General features: G+C 71.6%; 15 protein-coding genes. 10 read left to right on the top strand and 5 right to left on the bottom strand.

All coding sequences use genetic code 11. The features are described 5' to 3' along the window. The first annotated feature begins 31 nt into the window (after positions 1–31). The 3 genes from ABS772_RS04115 to ABS772_RS04105 all read left to right on the top strand — a co-directional run bounded on the left by ABS772_RS04115 (position 32) and on the right by ABS772_RS04105 (position 3,778). Positions 32–1,204, top strand: a complete 1,173-nt coding sequence (locus ABS772_RS04115) for a hemolysin family protein (RefSeq protein ID WP_350392381.1) — start codon at positions 32–34, stop codon at positions 1,202–1,204. Positions 1,205–1,222: 18 nt separating this feature from the next. After that, positions 1,223–2,926, top strand: coding sequence for an apolipoprotein N-acyltransferase (gene lnt / locus ABS772_RS04110; RefSeq protein WP_350392379.1), 1,704 nt, complete (start codon positions 1,223–1,225; stop codon positions 2,924–2,926). 189 nt (positions 2,927–3,115) lie between these two features. After that, positions 3,116–3,778, top strand: coding sequence for a BA14K family protein (locus ABS772_RS04105; RefSeq protein ID WP_350392377.1), 663 nt, complete (start codon positions 3,116–3,118; stop codon positions 3,776–3,778). A gap of 101 nt (positions 3,779–3,879) precedes the next feature. Here the strand turns inward: ABS772_RS04105 and ABS772_RS04100 are convergent, their stop codons facing one another. Continuing rightward, a complete protein-coding gene (locus ABS772_RS04100) occupies positions 3,880–5,469 on the bottom strand; it encodes a catalase (protein WP_350392375.1) in 1,590 nt (529 codons plus the stop codon). Positions 5,470–5,616: 147 nt separating this feature from the next. Between ABS772_RS04100 and ABS772_RS04095 the strand changes: the two genes are divergently transcribed. From ABS772_RS04095 to ABS772_RS04085, 3 genes are all read left to right on the top strand, one after another. Beyond that, on the top strand, positions 5,617–6,555 hold the full coding sequence (locus tag ABS772_RS04095; RefSeq protein WP_350392538.1) for a LysR substrate-binding domain-containing protein: 939 nt from the start codon (positions 5,617–5,619) through the stop codon (positions 6,553–6,555). Positions 6,556–6,693: 138 nt separating this feature from the next. Beyond that, a complete protein-coding gene (locus tag ABS772_RS04090; protein WP_350392373.1) occupies positions 6,694–7,749 on the top strand; it encodes an AbrB family transcriptional regulator in 1,056 nt (351 codons plus the stop codon). Then, positions 7,746–8,090, top strand: a complete 345-nt coding sequence (locus tag ABS772_RS04085; RefSeq protein WP_350392371.1) for a diacylglycerol kinase — start codon at positions 7,746–7,748, stop codon at positions 8,088–8,090. Before ABS772_RS04090 ends, ABS772_RS04085 begins: the two co-directional genes overlap by 4 nt. 29 nt (positions 8,091–8,119) lie before the next feature. On the opposite strand, the gene ABS772_RS04080 is transcribed toward ABS772_RS04085, so the two are convergent. Together ABS772_RS04080 and ABS772_RS04075 are read right to left on the bottom strand one after the other, a co-directional pair. Then, entirely contained in the window at positions 8,120–8,317 is a 198-nt protein-coding gene (locus tag ABS772_RS04080) for a hypothetical protein (protein ID WP_350392369.1), read from the bottom strand. Further along, complete coding sequence (locus ABS772_RS04075) at positions 8,314–8,631, bottom strand: hypothetical protein (RefSeq protein WP_350392367.1); 318 nt, start codon at positions 8,629–8,631, stop codon at positions 8,314–8,316. The genes ABS772_RS04080 and ABS772_RS04075 overlap by 4 nt, the downstream gene beginning before the upstream one ends. A 186-nt stretch (positions 8,632–8,817) precedes the next feature. Here ABS772_RS04075 and ABS772_RS04070 point away from each other — a divergent pair, with 186 nt between their 5' ends. Next, positions 8,818–9,375, top strand: coding sequence for a metallophosphoesterase family protein (locus tag ABS772_RS04070; protein ID WP_350392365.1), 558 nt, complete (start codon positions 8,818–8,820; stop codon positions 9,373–9,375). Between the two features lie 9 nt (positions 9,376–9,384). On the opposite strand, the gene murI is transcribed toward ABS772_RS04070, so the two are convergent. Beyond that, positions 9,385–10,260, bottom strand: coding sequence for a glutamate racemase (murI, locus tag ABS772_RS04065; protein WP_350392363.1), 876 nt, complete (start codon positions 10,258–10,260; stop codon positions 9,385–9,387). Between the two features lie 231 nt (positions 10,261–10,491). On the opposite strand from murI, the gene egtB reads away from it, so the two are divergent. Then, positions 10,492–11,754 (top strand): ergothioneine biosynthesis protein EgtB, encoded by a 1,263-nt coding sequence (egtB, locus tag ABS772_RS04060; RefSeq protein ID WP_350392362.1) that lies wholly within the window; start codon positions 10,492–10,494, stop codon positions 11,752–11,754. 44 nt (positions 11,755–11,798) lie between these two features. Next, a complete protein-coding gene (gene egtD / locus ABS772_RS04055) occupies positions 11,799–12,776 on the top strand; it encodes an L-histidine N(alpha)-methyltransferase (protein ID WP_350392360.1) in 978 nt (325 codons plus the stop codon). A 421-nt stretch (positions 12,777–13,197) separates the two neighbouring features. On the opposite strand, the gene ABS772_RS04050 is transcribed toward egtD, so the two are convergent. Continuing rightward, positions 13,198–13,638: a DUF779 domain-containing protein gene (locus ABS772_RS04050; RefSeq protein WP_350392358.1), complete on the bottom strand. Its 441-nt coding sequence runs from the start codon at positions 13,636–13,638 to the stop codon at positions 13,198–13,200. A 226-nt stretch (positions 13,639–13,864) separates the two neighbouring features. On the opposite strand from ABS772_RS04050, the gene ABS772_RS04045 reads away from it, so the two are divergent. Continuing rightward, on the top strand, positions 13,865–16,552 hold the full coding sequence (locus tag ABS772_RS04045; protein WP_350392356.1) for a molybdopterin-dependent oxidoreductase: 2,688 nt from the start codon (positions 13,865–13,867) through the stop codon (positions 16,550–16,552). Positions 16,553–16,669 lie beyond the last annotated feature (117 nt).

Raw genomic sequence — 16,669 nt, 5'->3', positions numbered from 1 at the left:
GGCACTCCCGCCGCATCCAACCTAGAGACCCATGACCAACGACCGAAGTCGCGGCGCGGCCCTGGCCGCGCCAGCCGCGGACGCCGAACCGCCCCCACGCGAGGCGTGGTACGATCGTCTGCTGAACGTCTTCCACCTGCGTCCGCGCGAGTCCCTGCGCACCGATATCGAGGAGGCCCTGGCCGAGCCCGACACGGGCGAGGACGCCTTCTCTCCGCTTGAGCGGGCCATGCTCAAGAACGTGCTCGGCCTGCACAAGGTGCGGGTCGACGACGTGATGCTGCCCCGCGCCGACATCGTGGCGGTGTCCAGCGACACCAGCCTCGGCGACCTGCTGAAGCTGTTCCGCACCGCCGGACACTCGCGCCTGCCGGTCTACGGCGAGACCCTCGACGACCCCCGCGGCATGGTCCACATCCGCGACTTCGTGGAATACCTCGCCACCCGCGCCGAAGCCGCGCCGCGCCGCCCGGTGCCCCAGGCCGTGACCGAGGATTCCGAGGCCAAGCCCACGCCGCGCCCGCGCCGGACCGCCTCCGCCCGCGGCGCCCTGCGCAGCCTCGATCTCGGCAAGGTCGATCTCACGGCGACCCTCGCCTCGATCCGCATCCAGCGGCCGGTGCTGTTCGTGCCCCCCTCCATGCCGGCCATCGACCTGCTGGTGCGGATGCAGGCGACGCGCACCCACATGGCCCTCGTCATCGACGAGTACGGCGGCACCGACGGCCTGATCTCGATCGAGGATCTGATCGAGATGGTGGTCGGCGACATCGAGGACGAGCACGACGTGGCCGAGGGCCAGCTCGTCAACCGCATGGAGGGCGAGACGGAGGCCTACATCGCCGACGCCCGCGCCGGCCTCGCCGAGGTGTCGGAGGCCACCGGCCTCGATCTCGTCACCGCGGTCGGGGACCTCGCGGCGGAGATCGACACGATCGGCGGCCTGATCGTGACGCTCGCCGGCCGGGTGCCGGTGCGCGGCGAGCGGATCCCCGGTCCCGACGACATCGAGTTCGAGGTGCTCGACGCCGATCCCCGGCGGGTGAAGCGGATCAAGCTCCAGCGCGCGCCGGCCAAGATCGGCACCGTGGTGCCGCTCGCCCTGCCGCCGCCGCGCCCGGCGCCGCACGCGCCCGAGATCGACGCCACCGGGACGGAGGCGGCCGAAGCGGACAGAGCCCAGGTCGCCGAATCCGGCCGGTAAGGGACGAGGCGACAAGGCATGACCGCTCCGCTCGGCCGCGCGCCCGGCGCCGGGATGCGCCCGGCCGCGGGGCGGATCGGCCCCCTCGAGGCCATCGCCCACCGTATCATCCTGAGCCATGGCTGGACGCGGTGGGCCATCGCCGCTGCGGCCGGCGCCTGCGGCGCGCTCGCCATGCCGCCCTACGGGCTGTTCCCGGCGCTCGTCGTCTCGCTCTCGGTCGCCGTCTGGCTGATCGACGGCGCGGCGATCGGCGGCTCGGGCCGGCGCACGGTCCGGGCCTGCGCCGGGATCGGCTGGGCCTGGGGCTTCGGCTACTTCACCGCCGGCCTGTGGTGGCTCGGCACCGCCTTCCTCGTGGAGGCGGACCAGTTCGCCTGGGCGCTCCCCCTCGGCGTGCTCGGCCTGCCGGCTTTGCTCGCCCTGTTCTCCGCCGCGGGTTTCGCCGCCGCCCGCCTCGTCTGGTCGCGGGGGGCGGGCCGCATCGCGGCGCTCGCCTTCGGGCTCGCCGCCGCCGAGTGGCTGCGCGGGCACGTGCTGACGGGATTCCCGTGGAACACCCTCGGCATGGCGCTGGGGGGAAACCTCTGGACCATGCAGGCGGCCTCGCTCGTCGGCCTCTACGGCCTGACCCTGCTCGCCGTGCTCATCGCCGCCGCCCCCGCGACGCTCGCCACCGGCGCGACGCCGCGGGGCCGGTTCGGGCCGACGCTGGCGGCGCTCGTCGCCCTCGCGGGGCTGGCCGCCTACGGGGCGTGGCGCGTGCCCGCCGCGCCGGATCCCACGGTGGCCGGCGTGCGCCTGCGGCTGATCCAGCCCAACATCCCGCAGGACGACAAATTCGGCTCCGCCAACCGCGAGCGGATCGTCGACAAGTATCTCGAACTCAGCGACCGCGCGCTCTCGCCCGACCGGACCGGCATCGCCGACGTCACCCACCTGATCTGGCCGGAATCGGCCTTTCCCTTCCTGATTCAGCGCGATCCGGAGGCGCTCGCGCGGATCGGCGCCGCGCTCCCCGAGGGCAAGCAGCTCATCACCGGCGCCGCGCGGGTGCGCGAACTGCCCAACGGCGAGCGGCTGACCCGCGAGAACGCCGTGTTCTTCAACTCGATCCTGACGATCGGGGCGGGCGGGCGGTTCGGCGACATCTACGACAAGGTCCACCTCGTCCCCTTCGGCGAGTACCTGCCGGGTCCCCTCGATGCGCTGCTGCGGTCGGCGGGTCTGCGCCAGTTCATCTCCGTCCCCGGCGGCTTCACCGCGGGCGACCGCGCGGGTCAGCGCATCCTCAACGTGCCGGGCCTGCCGCCGGTCGCCGCCACGATCTGCTACGAGGCGATCTTCCCCGGCGCGATCCTGCCCCCCGATCCGGCCGAGGGTGCGCCGGCCGTGCCGGGCCTGATCCTCAACCTCACCAACGACACGTGGTTCGGCGACACGCCGGGACCGCGCCAGCACCTCGCCCAGGCCCGGCTGCGGGCGGTGGAGGAGGGGCTGCCGCTGGTCCGCGACGCCAATTCCGGCATCTCGGCGGTGGTCGACGGCCATGGCCGGGTCGTCGCGAGCCTTCCCCTCGGGAGCGAGGGCGTGCTCGACGCGGACCTTCCCGTCCGGCTCCCCGGCCGCACTCTCTACGCCGCCTTCGGCGACGGGCCGTTCGCCTTGGGGCTGATCCTCAGCCTCCTCGTCGCGCTCGCGGCCCGGCGCCGCCGCGCGTAGCCGACATCCGCGCCGCGGGGCCGTTTGCACGCGCGATCGTCACGCGAAGACGATCCGAGACGAGCGCGCGACATTCGGTCAATCGCGGCCTCGGGATCGACTGTCATCTTCCGGCGTTCGGAGAATAACGGGCCATTCTGCCGGTGGAGACCGGTGCGGGCCATTCTCTCGAACTGCAAGGGAATGACGATGAAGCGGATAATCGTGGCCTCTGCCGCCCTCGTGGGTGCGCTGGCCTACCTCCCGGCCGGCGCCGACGCGCGGCCGATCGGCGTCGGCGGCTCCGGCGGCCTCGGCGGCGGCAATTTCCGCAGCGCCCTCGGAGCGGGCGGCGTGACCGGGTTCGGCAATCCGGGCTTCCGCGGCGGCGGCTTCGCCGGCCGTGGCGGCATCGGCGGCGGCGGGTTCGCGGGCCGGCCCGGCATCGGCGGTGGCGGCTTCGCCGGCCGTCCCGGCTTCGGCGGCGGCGTTCGCCCGGGCTATGGCGGCGGGATCGCCGGCGTGCGGCCCGGCTTCGGCAACCGCGGCTGGTACGGCGGCAACCGCTGGAGGAACGCCGGCTACTATCGCCGCGGCTACGGCTACGGCGGCCTGGGTCTCGGCGTCGGCCTCGGCCTCGCCGCCGGTGGTCTCTACGGCGCCTACGGCTATCCGGGCTACGGCTACGGGTATGGCTACGACGACGGCTACTACGCGCCGGCCGGCTACTACGGCACCGAGACGGTCACGACGGGTGTCGCGCCCGGCGGCGACGACGACGCGGTGGCCGAGTGCGCTCGCCGTTTCAAGACCTACGACCCGCAGACCCAGACCTACATCGCCAAGCGCGGCGTGCGCCGCTCCTGCCCGTAAGGCTGGGGAGGGAGGCGCCGCAAGCGGCGCTTCCTCCAAAGCAAAAACCCCGCCCGACCTGACGGTCGGGCGGGGTTTTTTCCGTCAGCGGGCCGTCCGCCTTACTCGGCGGCGACCTTGTGCGGGGCGTTGCCGCCCTCGGTGTAGGTCTCGGGCGTCAGGCGCTTGTGCGGGGCGGCGCGGCCCGGCAGCGGCGGCAGGGCCTTGGCCTTCTCCAGGTCGATCCCGGCGCCCTCGGCGACGCGGCGGCCGTAATCCTCGTCGGCGTGCCAGAAGTGCCAGACCATCCGCAGCTGGATAGGCTCCGGGCACTGCTTCATGTCGGCCACGAGGTTGGCGATCAGGTCCTCGCGCTCCCAGTCCTCGAAAGTCCGGTAGCGGTGGCCCGCCTGGGCGTAGTCGTCCTCGGTGCGCGAGGTCTGGTAGCGACCGAGGTTGCCCTCGACCGGCTGGTGGTACTCCTTGCGCTTCGGCGCCTCGGCGAGGCCCTCGCCGAGCGTCGAGGGCTCGTAGTTGATGTGCCGGTTCGGGCCCGTCCCGTCGACGCCGTAGGTCATCGCGCCGTCGCGCTGGTTCGAGTAGACCTTCACGCCGGGCTGCGGCGCGTTGATCGGCAGCTGGAGGTAGTTCGCGCCGACGCGGTAGCGCTGCGTGTCGGAGTAGGACAGAGTCCGGCCCTGCAGCATCTTGTCGTCCGAGAAGTCGATGCCGTCCACCAGCACGCCGGTGCCGAAGGCCGACTGTTCGACCTCAGCGAAGAAGTTGTCCGGCACGCGGTCGAGCACCATGCGGCCGACCGGCAGCAGCGGGAACTGATCCTCGGGCCAGCGCTTCGTGTCGTCCAGCGGATCGAACGAGAGATGGTCGTTCGGGCCGTCGGGCATGATCTGCACGCAGAACTCCCACTCGGGGAAATTGCCGGCCTGGATGTTGTCGTAGAGGTCACGCGTGGCGTGGCCGACATCCTTGGCCTGGATTTCCGACGCCTGCTGCGAGGTCAGGTTCCGCACGCCCTGCTTGGGCTGCCAGTGGAACTTGCAGAGCACCGCCTCGCCCTGGTCGTTGACCAGCTTGTAGGTGTTGACGCCCGAACCTTCCATCTCGCGGTAGTTGGCCGGGATGCCCCAGGGCGACTTCAGCCACGTCACCATGTGGATCGACTCGGGGTGCTGCGACACGAAGTCGAAGAAGCGCCACGCCTCCTGGCGGTTCGTCACCGGGTCCGGCTTGAACGCGTGGATCATGTCGGGGAACTTGATCGCGTCGCGGATGAAGAAGACCTTGAGGTTGTTGCCCACGAGGTCCCAGTTGCCCTCGACGGTCTTGAACTTGACGGCGAAGCCGCGCGGGTCGCGCTCGGTCTCCGGGCTCTCCTTGGCGCCGGCGACCGTCGAGAAGCGCACGAACATCGGCGTCTTCACGCCGGTCTCGTTGAGCACGCGGGCGCGGGTGTACTTGGAGGCCGGCTCGTCGCCGATCTTGCCGTAGGCCTCGAACCAGCCGTGGGCGCCGGCGCCGCGGGCGTGCACGACGCGCTCGGGGATGCGCTCGCGGTCGAAGTGGGTGATCTTCTCGATGAACTGGTAGTTCTCGAGCGTCGCCGGTCCGCGCTCGCCGACCGTGCGCAGGCTCTGGTTGTCCCGGACCGGATGGCCCTGGCGGGTCGTCAGAATCGGACGGTTCTCGCTCATGCGTCACTCTCTCCTTGGGAGGCAGGGGCTTCAGGGTGGATCGCTCGGGGCGGGCGCACAGCCTGGAACCATTCTGTTTCGACGGTATGACCCAGGCATGACCCATTGGCAAATGCATCGTCACAAACGTTGTGATAGATGCAGCCTATGAACCTCTCCGGCCTGTCCCTGCGCGATCTCGAATATGTCGTGGCCGTCGCCGACGAGGGGCATTTCGGCCGGGCCGCCGAGCGCTGCAACGTGAGCCAGCCGACGCTCTCCGTGCAGGTTCGTAAATTGGAGAACGCGCTCGGGCTGACCTTGTTCGAGCGATCCAACCGTCGCGTGTTGTTGACCGTGGCCGGGCAGGGCATCGTCCGGCAGGCCCGCGTGGTGCTCGGCGAGGCGCAGCGCCTGCTGGCGCTCGCCGTCGAAGGGCGCGGCTCGCCGCTCACCGGCAGGCTCGTGCTGGCCGCGATCCAGACGCTGGGCCCCTACTATTTCCCCCTCGTGCTGCGCCTGCTGCGCCAGGAATTCCCCCTGCTGACGCTGGCGCTCAGCGAGGCGCGCACCGCCGAGATCCTCGACGGATTGCGCGACGGGCGCATCGACGCGGCCCTGGTCTCGCTGCCGGTGGCGGCTTCCGGGCTCACCGTCTCGCCGCTCTTCGTGGAGCCGTTCCGGCTCGCCTGCCCGGCGGACCACGCCTTCGCCCAGGGGGCGGCGCCGCGGGCGGAAAACCTGAGCGGGCCGGACCTGCTGCTGCTCGATGAGGGCAATTGCCTGCGCGACCAGACGATCGCCGCCTGCGGCACCCTGAGGGGCGCCGGCCGCCACGCGACCAGTCTGGAAACCCTGCGCTCGATGGTGGCGGCGGGCGCCGGCTACACCCTCATCCCGGCCCTCGCCGTTCCCGCGGGACCCGATCCGAGCGGCCTGACCGTCATGCGCCATTTCGAGGGGGAGGGACCCGGCCGCACCGTGGCGCTCGCCTGGCGCTCCAGCGATCCGCGGGCGGCCGGCCTCGCGCATCTCGCCGCCTTCTTCCGGGCGCACGCCCCGGCGGGCACGGCCGCCTGCCGCGACGACGAGGGGTTTCGCGCGTGACCGTCGGGACGAGCGGGCCGGCGGCCGCGTCGCGGCCTCGCCGTGACAGTTCGGGCGAGAGCGTGTAGCGCGGGCCGCGCGCGGATCGCATCCCGCGCCTTTCCCGCGCCGTTCCCGCCCCTTCCTGCACCCAGGCCCGTGCCCGAGACCCGCATCCTCCTGCGCTGGACGGCGCTCGTCGCCGTCTCGGCCGCTCTCGCCTACGGCCTGAGCCGCGCGCATTTCCCCGCCGCCCTTCTCCTCGGGCCGATGCTGGCCGCGATCATCTTCGGCGTGCGCGGGGCCGGGCTGTCGCTGAGCCGGCCGCTGTTCCTGGCCGCCCAGGCGGTGATCGGCTGCCTCGTCGCCCGCTCCGCCACCACCGAGATCGCAGCGACCCTGCACGAGGACGGGTTCATCATCCTCGCGGTGGTCGGCGTGACCGTGGCGGCCGGCGCGCTGACCGGGCTCGCCCTGACGCGGCTGCGGGTCCTGCCCGGCACGACCGCGGCCTGGGGCTCCTCGCCGGGCGGCGCCGCGGCCATGGTGGCGATGGCCGAGGATTACGGCGCGGACCCGCGCTTGGTGGCGTTCATGCAATACGTGCGCGTCGCCGCCGTGGTGCTCTCGGCCTCGCTCGTCGCGCGCCTGCTCGCCGACGCCGCCGGCCCGGCCGGCGCGGGCAGCCCGGAGGAGTCCTGGACCTGGCCCGGCCTCGCGGCCACGATCGCCGTCGCGGCCGTCGGGTACGGCCTCGCGAGCCTGCTGCGACTGCCCTCCGCCCCCCTGGTTGGGCCGATGGGGCTCGGCGCGATCCTTCACGCCACCGGCCTGCTCGACATCGCCCTGCCCGGACCGGCGCTCGACGCCGCCTACGCGGCGATCGGCTGGTATGTCGGCCTGCGCTTCAACCGGCGGACCCTGGACGCGACGCTCCACGCCCTGCCGGGCGTGCTGACGGCCACCGGCGCGATCATCGGGCTTTGCGGGCTCTGGGCCTGGGCCCTGACCCACTGGCTGCCGATCGATTTCCTCACCGCCTTCCTGGCCACCAGTCCCGGCGGGCTCGACTCGGTGGCGATCATCGCCCTGGGCTCGCGGGCCGACGTGTCCTTCGTGCTCGCGGTGCAGACGCTGCGCCTGTTCGTCGTGCTGGCGACCGGCCCGATCCTCGCCAAGTGGATCGCGCGCGCCGCCCCGGGGGAGACGCCGTGATCGCGCTCTACCTCGCCTTCCTGAACTCCTGGCGCGGCCTCGTCCATGGCGGGCGCACGGAGCGGGCGATCCGGCTCGAACTCGTCCTGCTGGCGCTCGGGCTGCCCGTGGCGCTCGTGCTGGGCGGCAGCCTGTGGGTCCGGGTGGCGCTCGTCGCGAGCCTGCTGCTGATGCTTGGGGCGGAACTCCTCAACACCGCCATCGAGAAGCTGTGCGACCACCTCCATCCAGGCCGGCACGACCGGATCGGCATCGTGAAGGATCTCGCCTCGGCGGGTGCGTTCATGACGCAGCTCATCGCCGCCCTGATCTGGGGCGCGGCTCTGATCGACCGGTTCTGAGCGGAGGGGCGGCCGCATCCGCCCCGCGGTCAGCCGTCCTCCTGCTCGTTCCAGACGAGCCAGCCGCCGCCGAACAGGGTGGCGGCGATGACGACCCACAGGCCGGTCCGGCCGACCAGGTCGATCAGCCAGGCATGCACCGCCGAGAAACCCAGTTTCAGAACGCAGTCCACCACGCCGAGATAGAGAGCGAGCGCCAGGAGCGCGACGGCGAGAGGACGGCTCATCGATCCTCCGTCTCCTTCCAGAGCGCCCAGGCGCCCGCGAACACCATGGCTCCGATCAGGAGCCGCATCCCCGTGTGACCGATCTGTTCGAGGAGCCATGCATGGGCGGCGGAGAGGCTCAAATCCAGCATCCATCCCCAGGCCGAAAGGATCACGGCAAGGGCGGCGACAACGAGGATTTTCGTCCAGACCGGCATGACGGCCGCGCTAGCACGTTTGCGCAGGGGCACCGAGCAATCCGGGTGACACTGCGCCGGGAGTCCTCGGAAAAATGTTGCTGCCTCCGAACCGTCCGCCGAGATCGCGGAACCCATCACGCGCGCTCGGCTGGTCGATGGGCATGCCTGTACCTTCTGTCACGGTCGGTGGCGGAGTCAAAGCGGCCCGCGGCGTGTTGAGAGCGGGCGAGGACCGGCAAATGGGCCGGCGCGGGTCGGCGGACGACCGGGGCGATCCGCCCCCTGGATCGCGGCCTTGTTCCACAGCATCGTGAAGAACGCATGGCTACCTTCTTCATCGCCGACACGCATTTCGGCGACGCGCACCTAATCGAGCGCCGACGGCGGGGCTTCGCCTCGGTGGAGGCGCATGACGCGGCGCTGATCGCCCGCTGGAACGCGCGCGTCGGCGCGGCGGACGAGGTCTGGCATCTCGGCGACTTCGCGGCCCATGCCAGCCGCGAGCACTGCGCCGCCGTCTTCGCGCAGCTGAACGGGGTCAAGCGGCTGGTGAGGGGCAACCACGACAGCAACCGCGTGCTCGATCTCCCCTGGGCCGAGCCGCCGCTGGAGAGCGCCCGGATCTCGGTGCCGGACGAAGCGGGGCGGACGTGGCGGCTGTTCCTCGCGCACTACGCCCACCGCGCCTGGCCGGGCCTCTGGCGCGAGACCCGGCACCTCTACGGCCACACCCATGCGACGCTGCCCGACACCACCCGCTCCTGCGACGTCGGCGTGGATGCCTGGGATTTCGCGCCGGTCGGCCTCGCCGAGATCGTGGCGCGGCAGGATGCGGCGACGCTGGTGCCGGAGGAACTGGCGCCGCGGGAGAGGCGGTGACGGCTCGCCTCAGTTCACCGCCAGCGGCATCGCCTCGATCATCGTCTCGTACAAACCCCGCCGCTCCAGCGACCGGCCGAGCGCCGGGGTGAGCCCGCTTCCGCCGGTGAACACGGCGCGGGCGGGCGGCGCATCGGAGGCCTGCGCCGATCCCTCGCCGAGAAGCTGGATCACCCGGCGGGCGATGGCCGGGGCCGGGTCGATCCAGGTGACCGCCCAGGGGGCGAGACGCTCGAAGCGGGGCAGCAGCAGCGGGTAGTGGGTGCAGGAGAGGCACACGACGTCGGTCCGCCGGCCGTCCTCGCGCTCGACGAAGCAGGGCTCGATCTCGGCCAGGATCGCCGCGTCCGATACCGGCGCGCCGGCCATCTCGGCCTCGGCATAGCCCGCGAGGTTCTTGGAACCCACAAGGGTTACCGCGCAATCGCTCGCGAAATTCGCGACGAGATCATGGGTATAGGCCCGCGCCACGGTGCCGGGGGTCGCGAGCAGGGAGATGACCCGCGTGCGGGTGAGCGCGGCGGCCGGCTTGATCGGCGGCACGACGCCGACGAAGGGCGTGACGAAGCGCTGGCGCAGGGCCGGCAGCACCAGGGTCGAGGCGGTGTTGCAGGCGATCACCACGAGGTCGGGGGCGTGGCGCGCCAACAGCCGCTCCATCACCGCGATCACCCGCGCCACCAGTCGCTCCTCGCTCAGCGCACCGTAGGGGAAGGCCGCGTCGTCCGCCGCGTAGACATAGGCCGCGTCCGGCCGGGCGCGGCGCACCTGCTCCAGCACGGTGAGGCCGCCGAGGCCGGAATCGAAGACGAGGATGACCGGCTGCGCGTTCTGCACCGGCAATGCCGCCGAAAGGGTCGCCCCTGCCATCAGATCGATCCGCATGACCGCCGCCCGGGCTCGCGCATCCATGAAACCTTGGGGCGGCGAGTGTCCGGCGGCGACGGTTAAGGACACCTCACTGCGGCTGCAAAAAGGCCGCGCTTGGCACCGGTGCCACGGGAGAGTGGCGGGAGGTGCGACAGGGGGTGCGACGAACAGCTTGGCGGGTTCGGACGTTGTCATAGGGCAATCGGCGTCTATTTCCGGCGCGCAACGGAGGAAGAGATTCCAACCATGGCAGCCGGCGCAGCCCATCTCACCCATCCTGAGAGCCGCGCGGCCTTCCCGCCGCCCCCGCTCGACGCACGCCCGATCGACCGCGACGCCTGGATCGCGGCCTTCCGCACCGTCCGCGACGAGACCGAGCGGCGCGCCGCCCCGCTCTCGCCGGAGGATCAGCAGATCCAGTCGATGGAGGATGCAAGCCCGACCAAGTGGCACCGGGCGCACACGACGTGGTTCTTCGAGCAGTTCCTGCTGCGCGAGCACCTGCCGGGCTACGCCATCTACGACGAGCGCCTGCACTACCTGTTCAATTCCTACTACGTGCAGGCCGGGCCCCGGCAGCCGCGCTTCATGCGCGGGATGATCACCCGGCCGACCACGGCGGAGACCGCCGCCTATCGCGCCCATGTCGACCGTGCGGTGACGGTGTGGCTGCGCGAGACCTCCGACGCGGCGCTGGAGCGGGCGCTGCCGATCCTGGAGATCGGGCTCTACCACGAGCAGCAGCATCAGGAGCTGATGTTCACGGACCTCCTGCACGCCTTCGCGCAGAACCCGCTCGATCCGGTCTACGATCCCGCCTGGTCGATGCCCACGGCGCAGGCAAACGCCGGCAAGGCTGCCCTGGAAAGAGGCATCGCCCGGATCGGCCACGCGGGGCAGGGCTTCGCCTTCGACAACGAGAGCCCCGAGCACGACGTGCTGATGCTCGGCACCACCATCGACCGCGGCCTCGTGACGAACCGCGACTGGCTCGCCTTCATGGCCGATGGCGGCTACGCGCGCCCCGAGCTGTGGCTCAACGAGGGCTGGCTCTGCGTGCAGCGCGACGGCTGGGAGGCGCCGGGCTACTGGCGGCGCGAATCCGATGGCTGGTCGACGATGTCGCTCGCCGGCCGCAGGACCGTCGATGCGGACGCGCCCGTGACCCATGTCAGCTATTTCGAGGCCGACGCCTATGCCCGCTGGGCGGGGCGCGACCTGCCGACGGAGGCCGAGTGGGAGGTCGCCGCCCGCGACGGCCTGATCGACGACGCCTTCGGCCTCGTCTGGCAATGGACCCGCAGCGCCTACGGCCCCTATCCGGGCTACCGGCCGGTGGCCGGCGCGCTCGGCGAGTACAACGGCAAGTTCATGTCGAGCCAGTACGTGCTGCGCGGCTCCTCGGTCGCCACGCCGGACGGCCATGCGCGCCCCGGCTACCGCAACTTCTTCTACCCGCACCAGCGCTGGCAATTCACGGGTCTGAGGCTCGCCGACGCGCGAGGTTGATCGCCCATCCCGCCCTCCACCTCCCGCGGTCCCGGAGAAAGCCGTTGACGATCGATCCCCGCCTGACGGAAACCAGCCCCGCCGCCCCGATCACCGAGGACGGGCTGTTCCTGGCCGATGTCTGGAACGGGCTCGGCGCGAGCCCGAAGGCGCTGCCGGCCAAGTACTTCTACGACGCCGCCGGCTCCGGCCTGTTCGAGCAGATCACCGCCCTGCCGGAATATTATCCGACCCGGACGGAGCTCGGCATCCTCGACGCGCGCGGCCCCGAGATCGCCGCGCTGCTGCCGAAGGGCGCGGCGCTCGTCGAGTTCGGAAGCGGCTCGACGGCCAAGCTGCGGCGCCTCCTGCGCCATCTGCCCGAGCTCTCGGCCTACCTCCCCGTCGATGTCTCGGGCGAGTTTTTGCGCGAGCAGGCCGAGACGCTGCGGGGCGACTTCCCCGACCTCGCGGTCGAGCCGGTGGTGGCCGACTTCACCCGGCCCTTCGCCCTGCCCGAGGGCTTCGAGGGCCGGCCGCTTGCCGGCTTCTTCCCCGGCTCGACCATCGGCAATTTCGAGCCCTGCGAGGCGGCCCGCCTCCTCGACGTGTTCGGGCGCATCCTCGGCGCGGGCGCGACGCTGGTGCTCGGCGTGGACCTCGTGAAGGACCGGGCCGTGCTGGAGGCGGCCTACGACGACGCGGCCGGCGTCACGGCGGCGTTCAACCTGAACCTGATCACCCGCATCAACCGCGAACTCGACGGCGAGATCGACCCGAGCACCTTCGCGCACCAGGCCTTCTTCAACGCGGCGGCCTCGCGCATCGAGATGCATCTCGTCAGCCGCCGGGCCCAGACCGTGCGCGTCGCCGGGCGCGGCTTCAGCTTCGCCGCGGGTGAAACGATCCACACCGAGAACAGCTACAAGTACACGCTCGACGGCTTCCGGGCGCTCGCCGCCCGCGCCGGCTGGTCGCCGGTCGAGGCCTGGACCGATCGCGACGGGCTGTTCTCGGTCCACGCCCTGCGCCGCGACGGCTGAGGGCGTCGCGTCCGGTTTCCGGTCGATCGCCCCCGGGCCGCGCCCGATCCCGTCGTCGCGAGGCGGAGCCGAAGCGAACCAGCGTGCGCCATCTCCGGACAAGGCGCGCCATGGATTGCTTTCGCCTTGCCTCGCAGTTGTAGAAGCTCATGAATCCGCCGATTGCGGCACGCTGCTGTTGGGTTTCGAACGCGCCTGAACGGGCGCCCGCCGACTTCGTCACCACCGCCGTCATTCCGGGGCCGCGCAGCGGAACCCGGAATCCACGACCGGGCACGCCCGTCAGGACTTTCGGCATCTCGGGTGGATTCCGGGTTCTCGCCTGCGGCGAGCCCCGGAATGACGGGGTCGGGTATCGAGGACAGTGGCTGGAAATTCAGCGAATTGCTGAACATCCAAAAGAATCCCGAAGGAGAGCCGGCTAGAGCCGGCAGGCGCCCGACAGCGCCGCGTTCTCGGCACTGGTGAACAGCCGCGAGCGGATGTGGAAGCGCTTCTCGCGGCCGTTCTCTAGCGAGAACATGCCGCCGCGGCCGGGCACCACGTCGAGGATGATGTGGGTGTGCTTCCAGACCTCGAATTGCGAGCGCGAGATGAAGAAGTCCGCGCCGCCGACCTGGCCGAGATGCACGTCGCCGTCGCCGACGATCAAGTCGCCGACCGGATAGCACATCGGCGATGAGCCGTCGCAGCAGCCGCCGGACTGGTGGAACATCACCGGGCCGTGCTCGGCCTTAAGTTCCTCGATCAGTTCCAGCGCCGCGGGCGTCGCGGTTACCCGGAGGGGCGTGCCGGCATTGTCCGCCTGCTCGGCGGTGACGGGCTCGACCCGCTCGGCGGAGGGGCTTGCGGGCTCGCTCATGGTTCTCGTCTCCCTGATCGTTCTCCCGTCGTTATCTGAGGCCGGACCGGCATATGTCCACGCGGCCGGACGCGCGGGCGAGGAAAGCGGACGAAACCCGTCGGAACCGCCCGAGACGGCTCGGCCTTTCGGCCCCCCTCCGCCCGCGCGAAGGGGGCGGCCCGACTTTTGCAAAAGGTGGTGGAACGTCCGCGCGACGGCACAAAAAATCCGCCGAGGATACGTGATGTCTCAGCCCGCCCCCGATCTCGCCGCACCCGCGGTGAAGACGACCTGCCCCTATTGCGGCGTCGGCTGCGGCGTGATCGCCACGCCGGACGGGCAGGGCGGCGTGGCGATCGCGGGCGATCCCGACCATCCGGCGAATTTCGGGCGCCTCTGCTCCAAGGGCTCGGCGCTCGGCGAGACGGTCGATCTCGGCGACCGGCTGCTCGCCCCGACCGTCGATGGGCAGAGTGTGTCCTGGGAGGGCGCGCTCGGCACCGTGGCCGGCGGCCTGCGGCGGATCGCCGAGCAGCACGGGCCGGACGCGATCGCCTTCTACCTCTCGGGCCAGATCCTGACGGAGGATTATTACGTCGCCAACAAGCTGGCGAAGGGCTTCATCGGCACGCCGCATGTCGACACCAATTCGCGGCTCTGCATGTCCTCGGCGGTGGCCGCCCACCGCCGCGCCTTCGGCTCCGACACGGTGCCCGGCTGCTACGAGGATCTCGACGAGGCCGACCTGATCGTGCTCGTCGGCTCGAACGCGGCGTGGTGCCACCCGATCCTGTTCCGCCGCATGGTCGATGCCCGCAAAAACCGCGGCACGAAGATCGTCACCGTCGATCCCCGCCGGACGCAGACCGGCGAGGAGGCCGACCTGCATCTCGGCCTCCAGCCCGGCACCGACACGGCCCTGTTCTCCGGCCTGCTCTCCTATCTGGCGGGTCAGGCCAAGCTCGACGGGCGCTTCATCGAGGAGCACACCGCCGGCATCGAGGGCGCCCTGGAGCGCGCCCGGCAGATCGCGCCGGACGCCGCCGCCACCGCCCGGGCGACGGGTCTCGCGGAGGCCGACGTGCAGGCCTTCTTCGAGCTGTTCGCCCGCACGAAGCGGGTCGTCACCGCCTTCAGCCAGGGGGCGAACCAGTCGGCGCAGGGCACCGACAAGGGCAACGCCATCATCAACTGCCACCTCGCCACGGGGCGGATCGGCCGGCCCGGCATGGGGCCGCTCTCGCTCACCGGCCAGCCCAACGCCATGGGCGGGCGCGAGGTCGGGGGGCTCGCCAACATGCTCGCCGCCCACATGCACTTCGCCCCCGAGGAGGTGGACCGGGTGCGGCGCTTCTGGAAGGCGCCGAACATCATCACCGGCGAGGGGATGAAGGCGGTGGCGCTGTTCGAGGCGATCGAGCGGGGGAAGATCAAGGCGCTCTGGGTGATCGGCACCAATCCCGTCGTGTCGATGCCGCGGGCCGACCGCATCCGCGAGAGCCTCAAGACGCTCGACCTCTACGTCGTCTCGGAGGCGGTCGCGACCAGCGACAGCGCCCGCGCCGTGGGCAAGAAGACCGTGCTGCTGCCGGCGCTCGCCTGGGGCGAGAAGGACGGCACGGTGACGAACACCGAGCGGCGCATCTCGCGCCAGCGCGCCTTCCTGAAGGCGCCGGGGCAGGCGCGGGCCGATTGGGCGATCCTCTCCGACGTCGCCCGCCGCCTCGGCCACGGCGAGGCCTTCGCCTACAATTCGGCGGTCGAGATCTTCCGCGAGCACGCCGCGCTCTCGGCCTTCGAGAACGATGGCACCCGCGACTTCGACCTCGGCGGCCTCGCGGAGATCGACCGGCACGCCTACGACGCCCACCTGCCGATGCAGTGGCCGGTGCCGAAGCGCGGGCCCGACGCGCGGAAGGGCCGCGCCCGTCTCTTCGCCGACGGGCGCTTCTACACCTTCGATCAGCGCGCCCGCTTCGTCGCGGTGCAGCCGCCGGCCCTGGCGCAGCCCGTGACCGCGGAACGCCCGCTCGTGCTCAACACCGGCCGCATCCGCGACCACTGGCACACCATGACCCGCACGGGCAAAAGCCAGCGCCTCTCGGCCCACCGCGCCGTCCCCTTCGTCGAGATCCATCCCGACGACGCGGCCCGCCACCGTCTGAGCGACGGGGGATTCGCCCGGGTCACGACCGATCTCGGCAGCGCGATCCTCGAAGTGACCGTGACGGACGGCGTCCTGCCGGGCTCGATCTTCGCGCCGATGCACTGGAGCGACATGACCGCCTCGGACGGGCGCGCGGCGGCGCTCGCCCGCGGCATCACCGATCCGGTCTCCGGCCAGCCCGAGCTGAAGGCGACGCCGGCCTCCGTCGAGGCCGTCGCCTACCGCTCCCGCGGCTATCTGCTGACGCGGGAGGCCCACGCGGCGCCCGCCGGCTGGTGGTGGGCGCGGGCGACCGTGCAGGGCGGCTCGGGCCTGCTCTTCGCCACCCAAGAGGGCTCGCGCGAGATGGCGCTCGCCGTGCGCGGGATGTTCCCCGGCCACGAACTGGCCGAATATGTCGATCACGCCCGCGGGCTCTACCGCTGCGCGGTCTATCGCGGCGACCGGCTCGTGGCCGCGCTGGCCGTCGCGCCGGGCGACCGGCGGCCGGACTGGGAACTCGCCAAGGCGGTCTTCGCCAGCCCCGACCTCGAGGCCATCGACCGGCGCGCCCTGCTCTCGGGCCGGGCGGCGACGGCCTCGGCCGGGCCGGTGGTCTGCGCCTGCCACGGCGTCGGGCTCGACGTCATCAATGCGGCGATCGCCGCCGGGGCCGGCTCGGTCGAGGCGGTGGGCGCCGCCTGCAAGGCGGGCACGAATTGCGGCTCCTGCATCCCTGAGATCCGCAAGCTTCTCGCGCCGGTGCTTGCGCGCAGCGCCGCCTAGGGGCAGTTTCGACGCCAACCGGCTCTCCTCCCCCTTGCGGGGAGGAGTTGGAGGTGGGGGTGGTGCCGGATCAGGCGCAGCGGTGCCTTCCGCACCACCCCCACCTCCAACTCCTCC

This window comes from Methylorubrum podarium (assembly GCF_040270385.1).
Taxonomy (GTDB): Bacteria; Pseudomonadota; Alphaproteobacteria; order Rhizobiales; family Beijerinckiaceae; genus Methylobacterium; species Methylobacterium podarium.
Note: the sequence above shows the minus strand (reverse complement) of the source record. Positions and strands in the feature narration are given on the sequence as shown.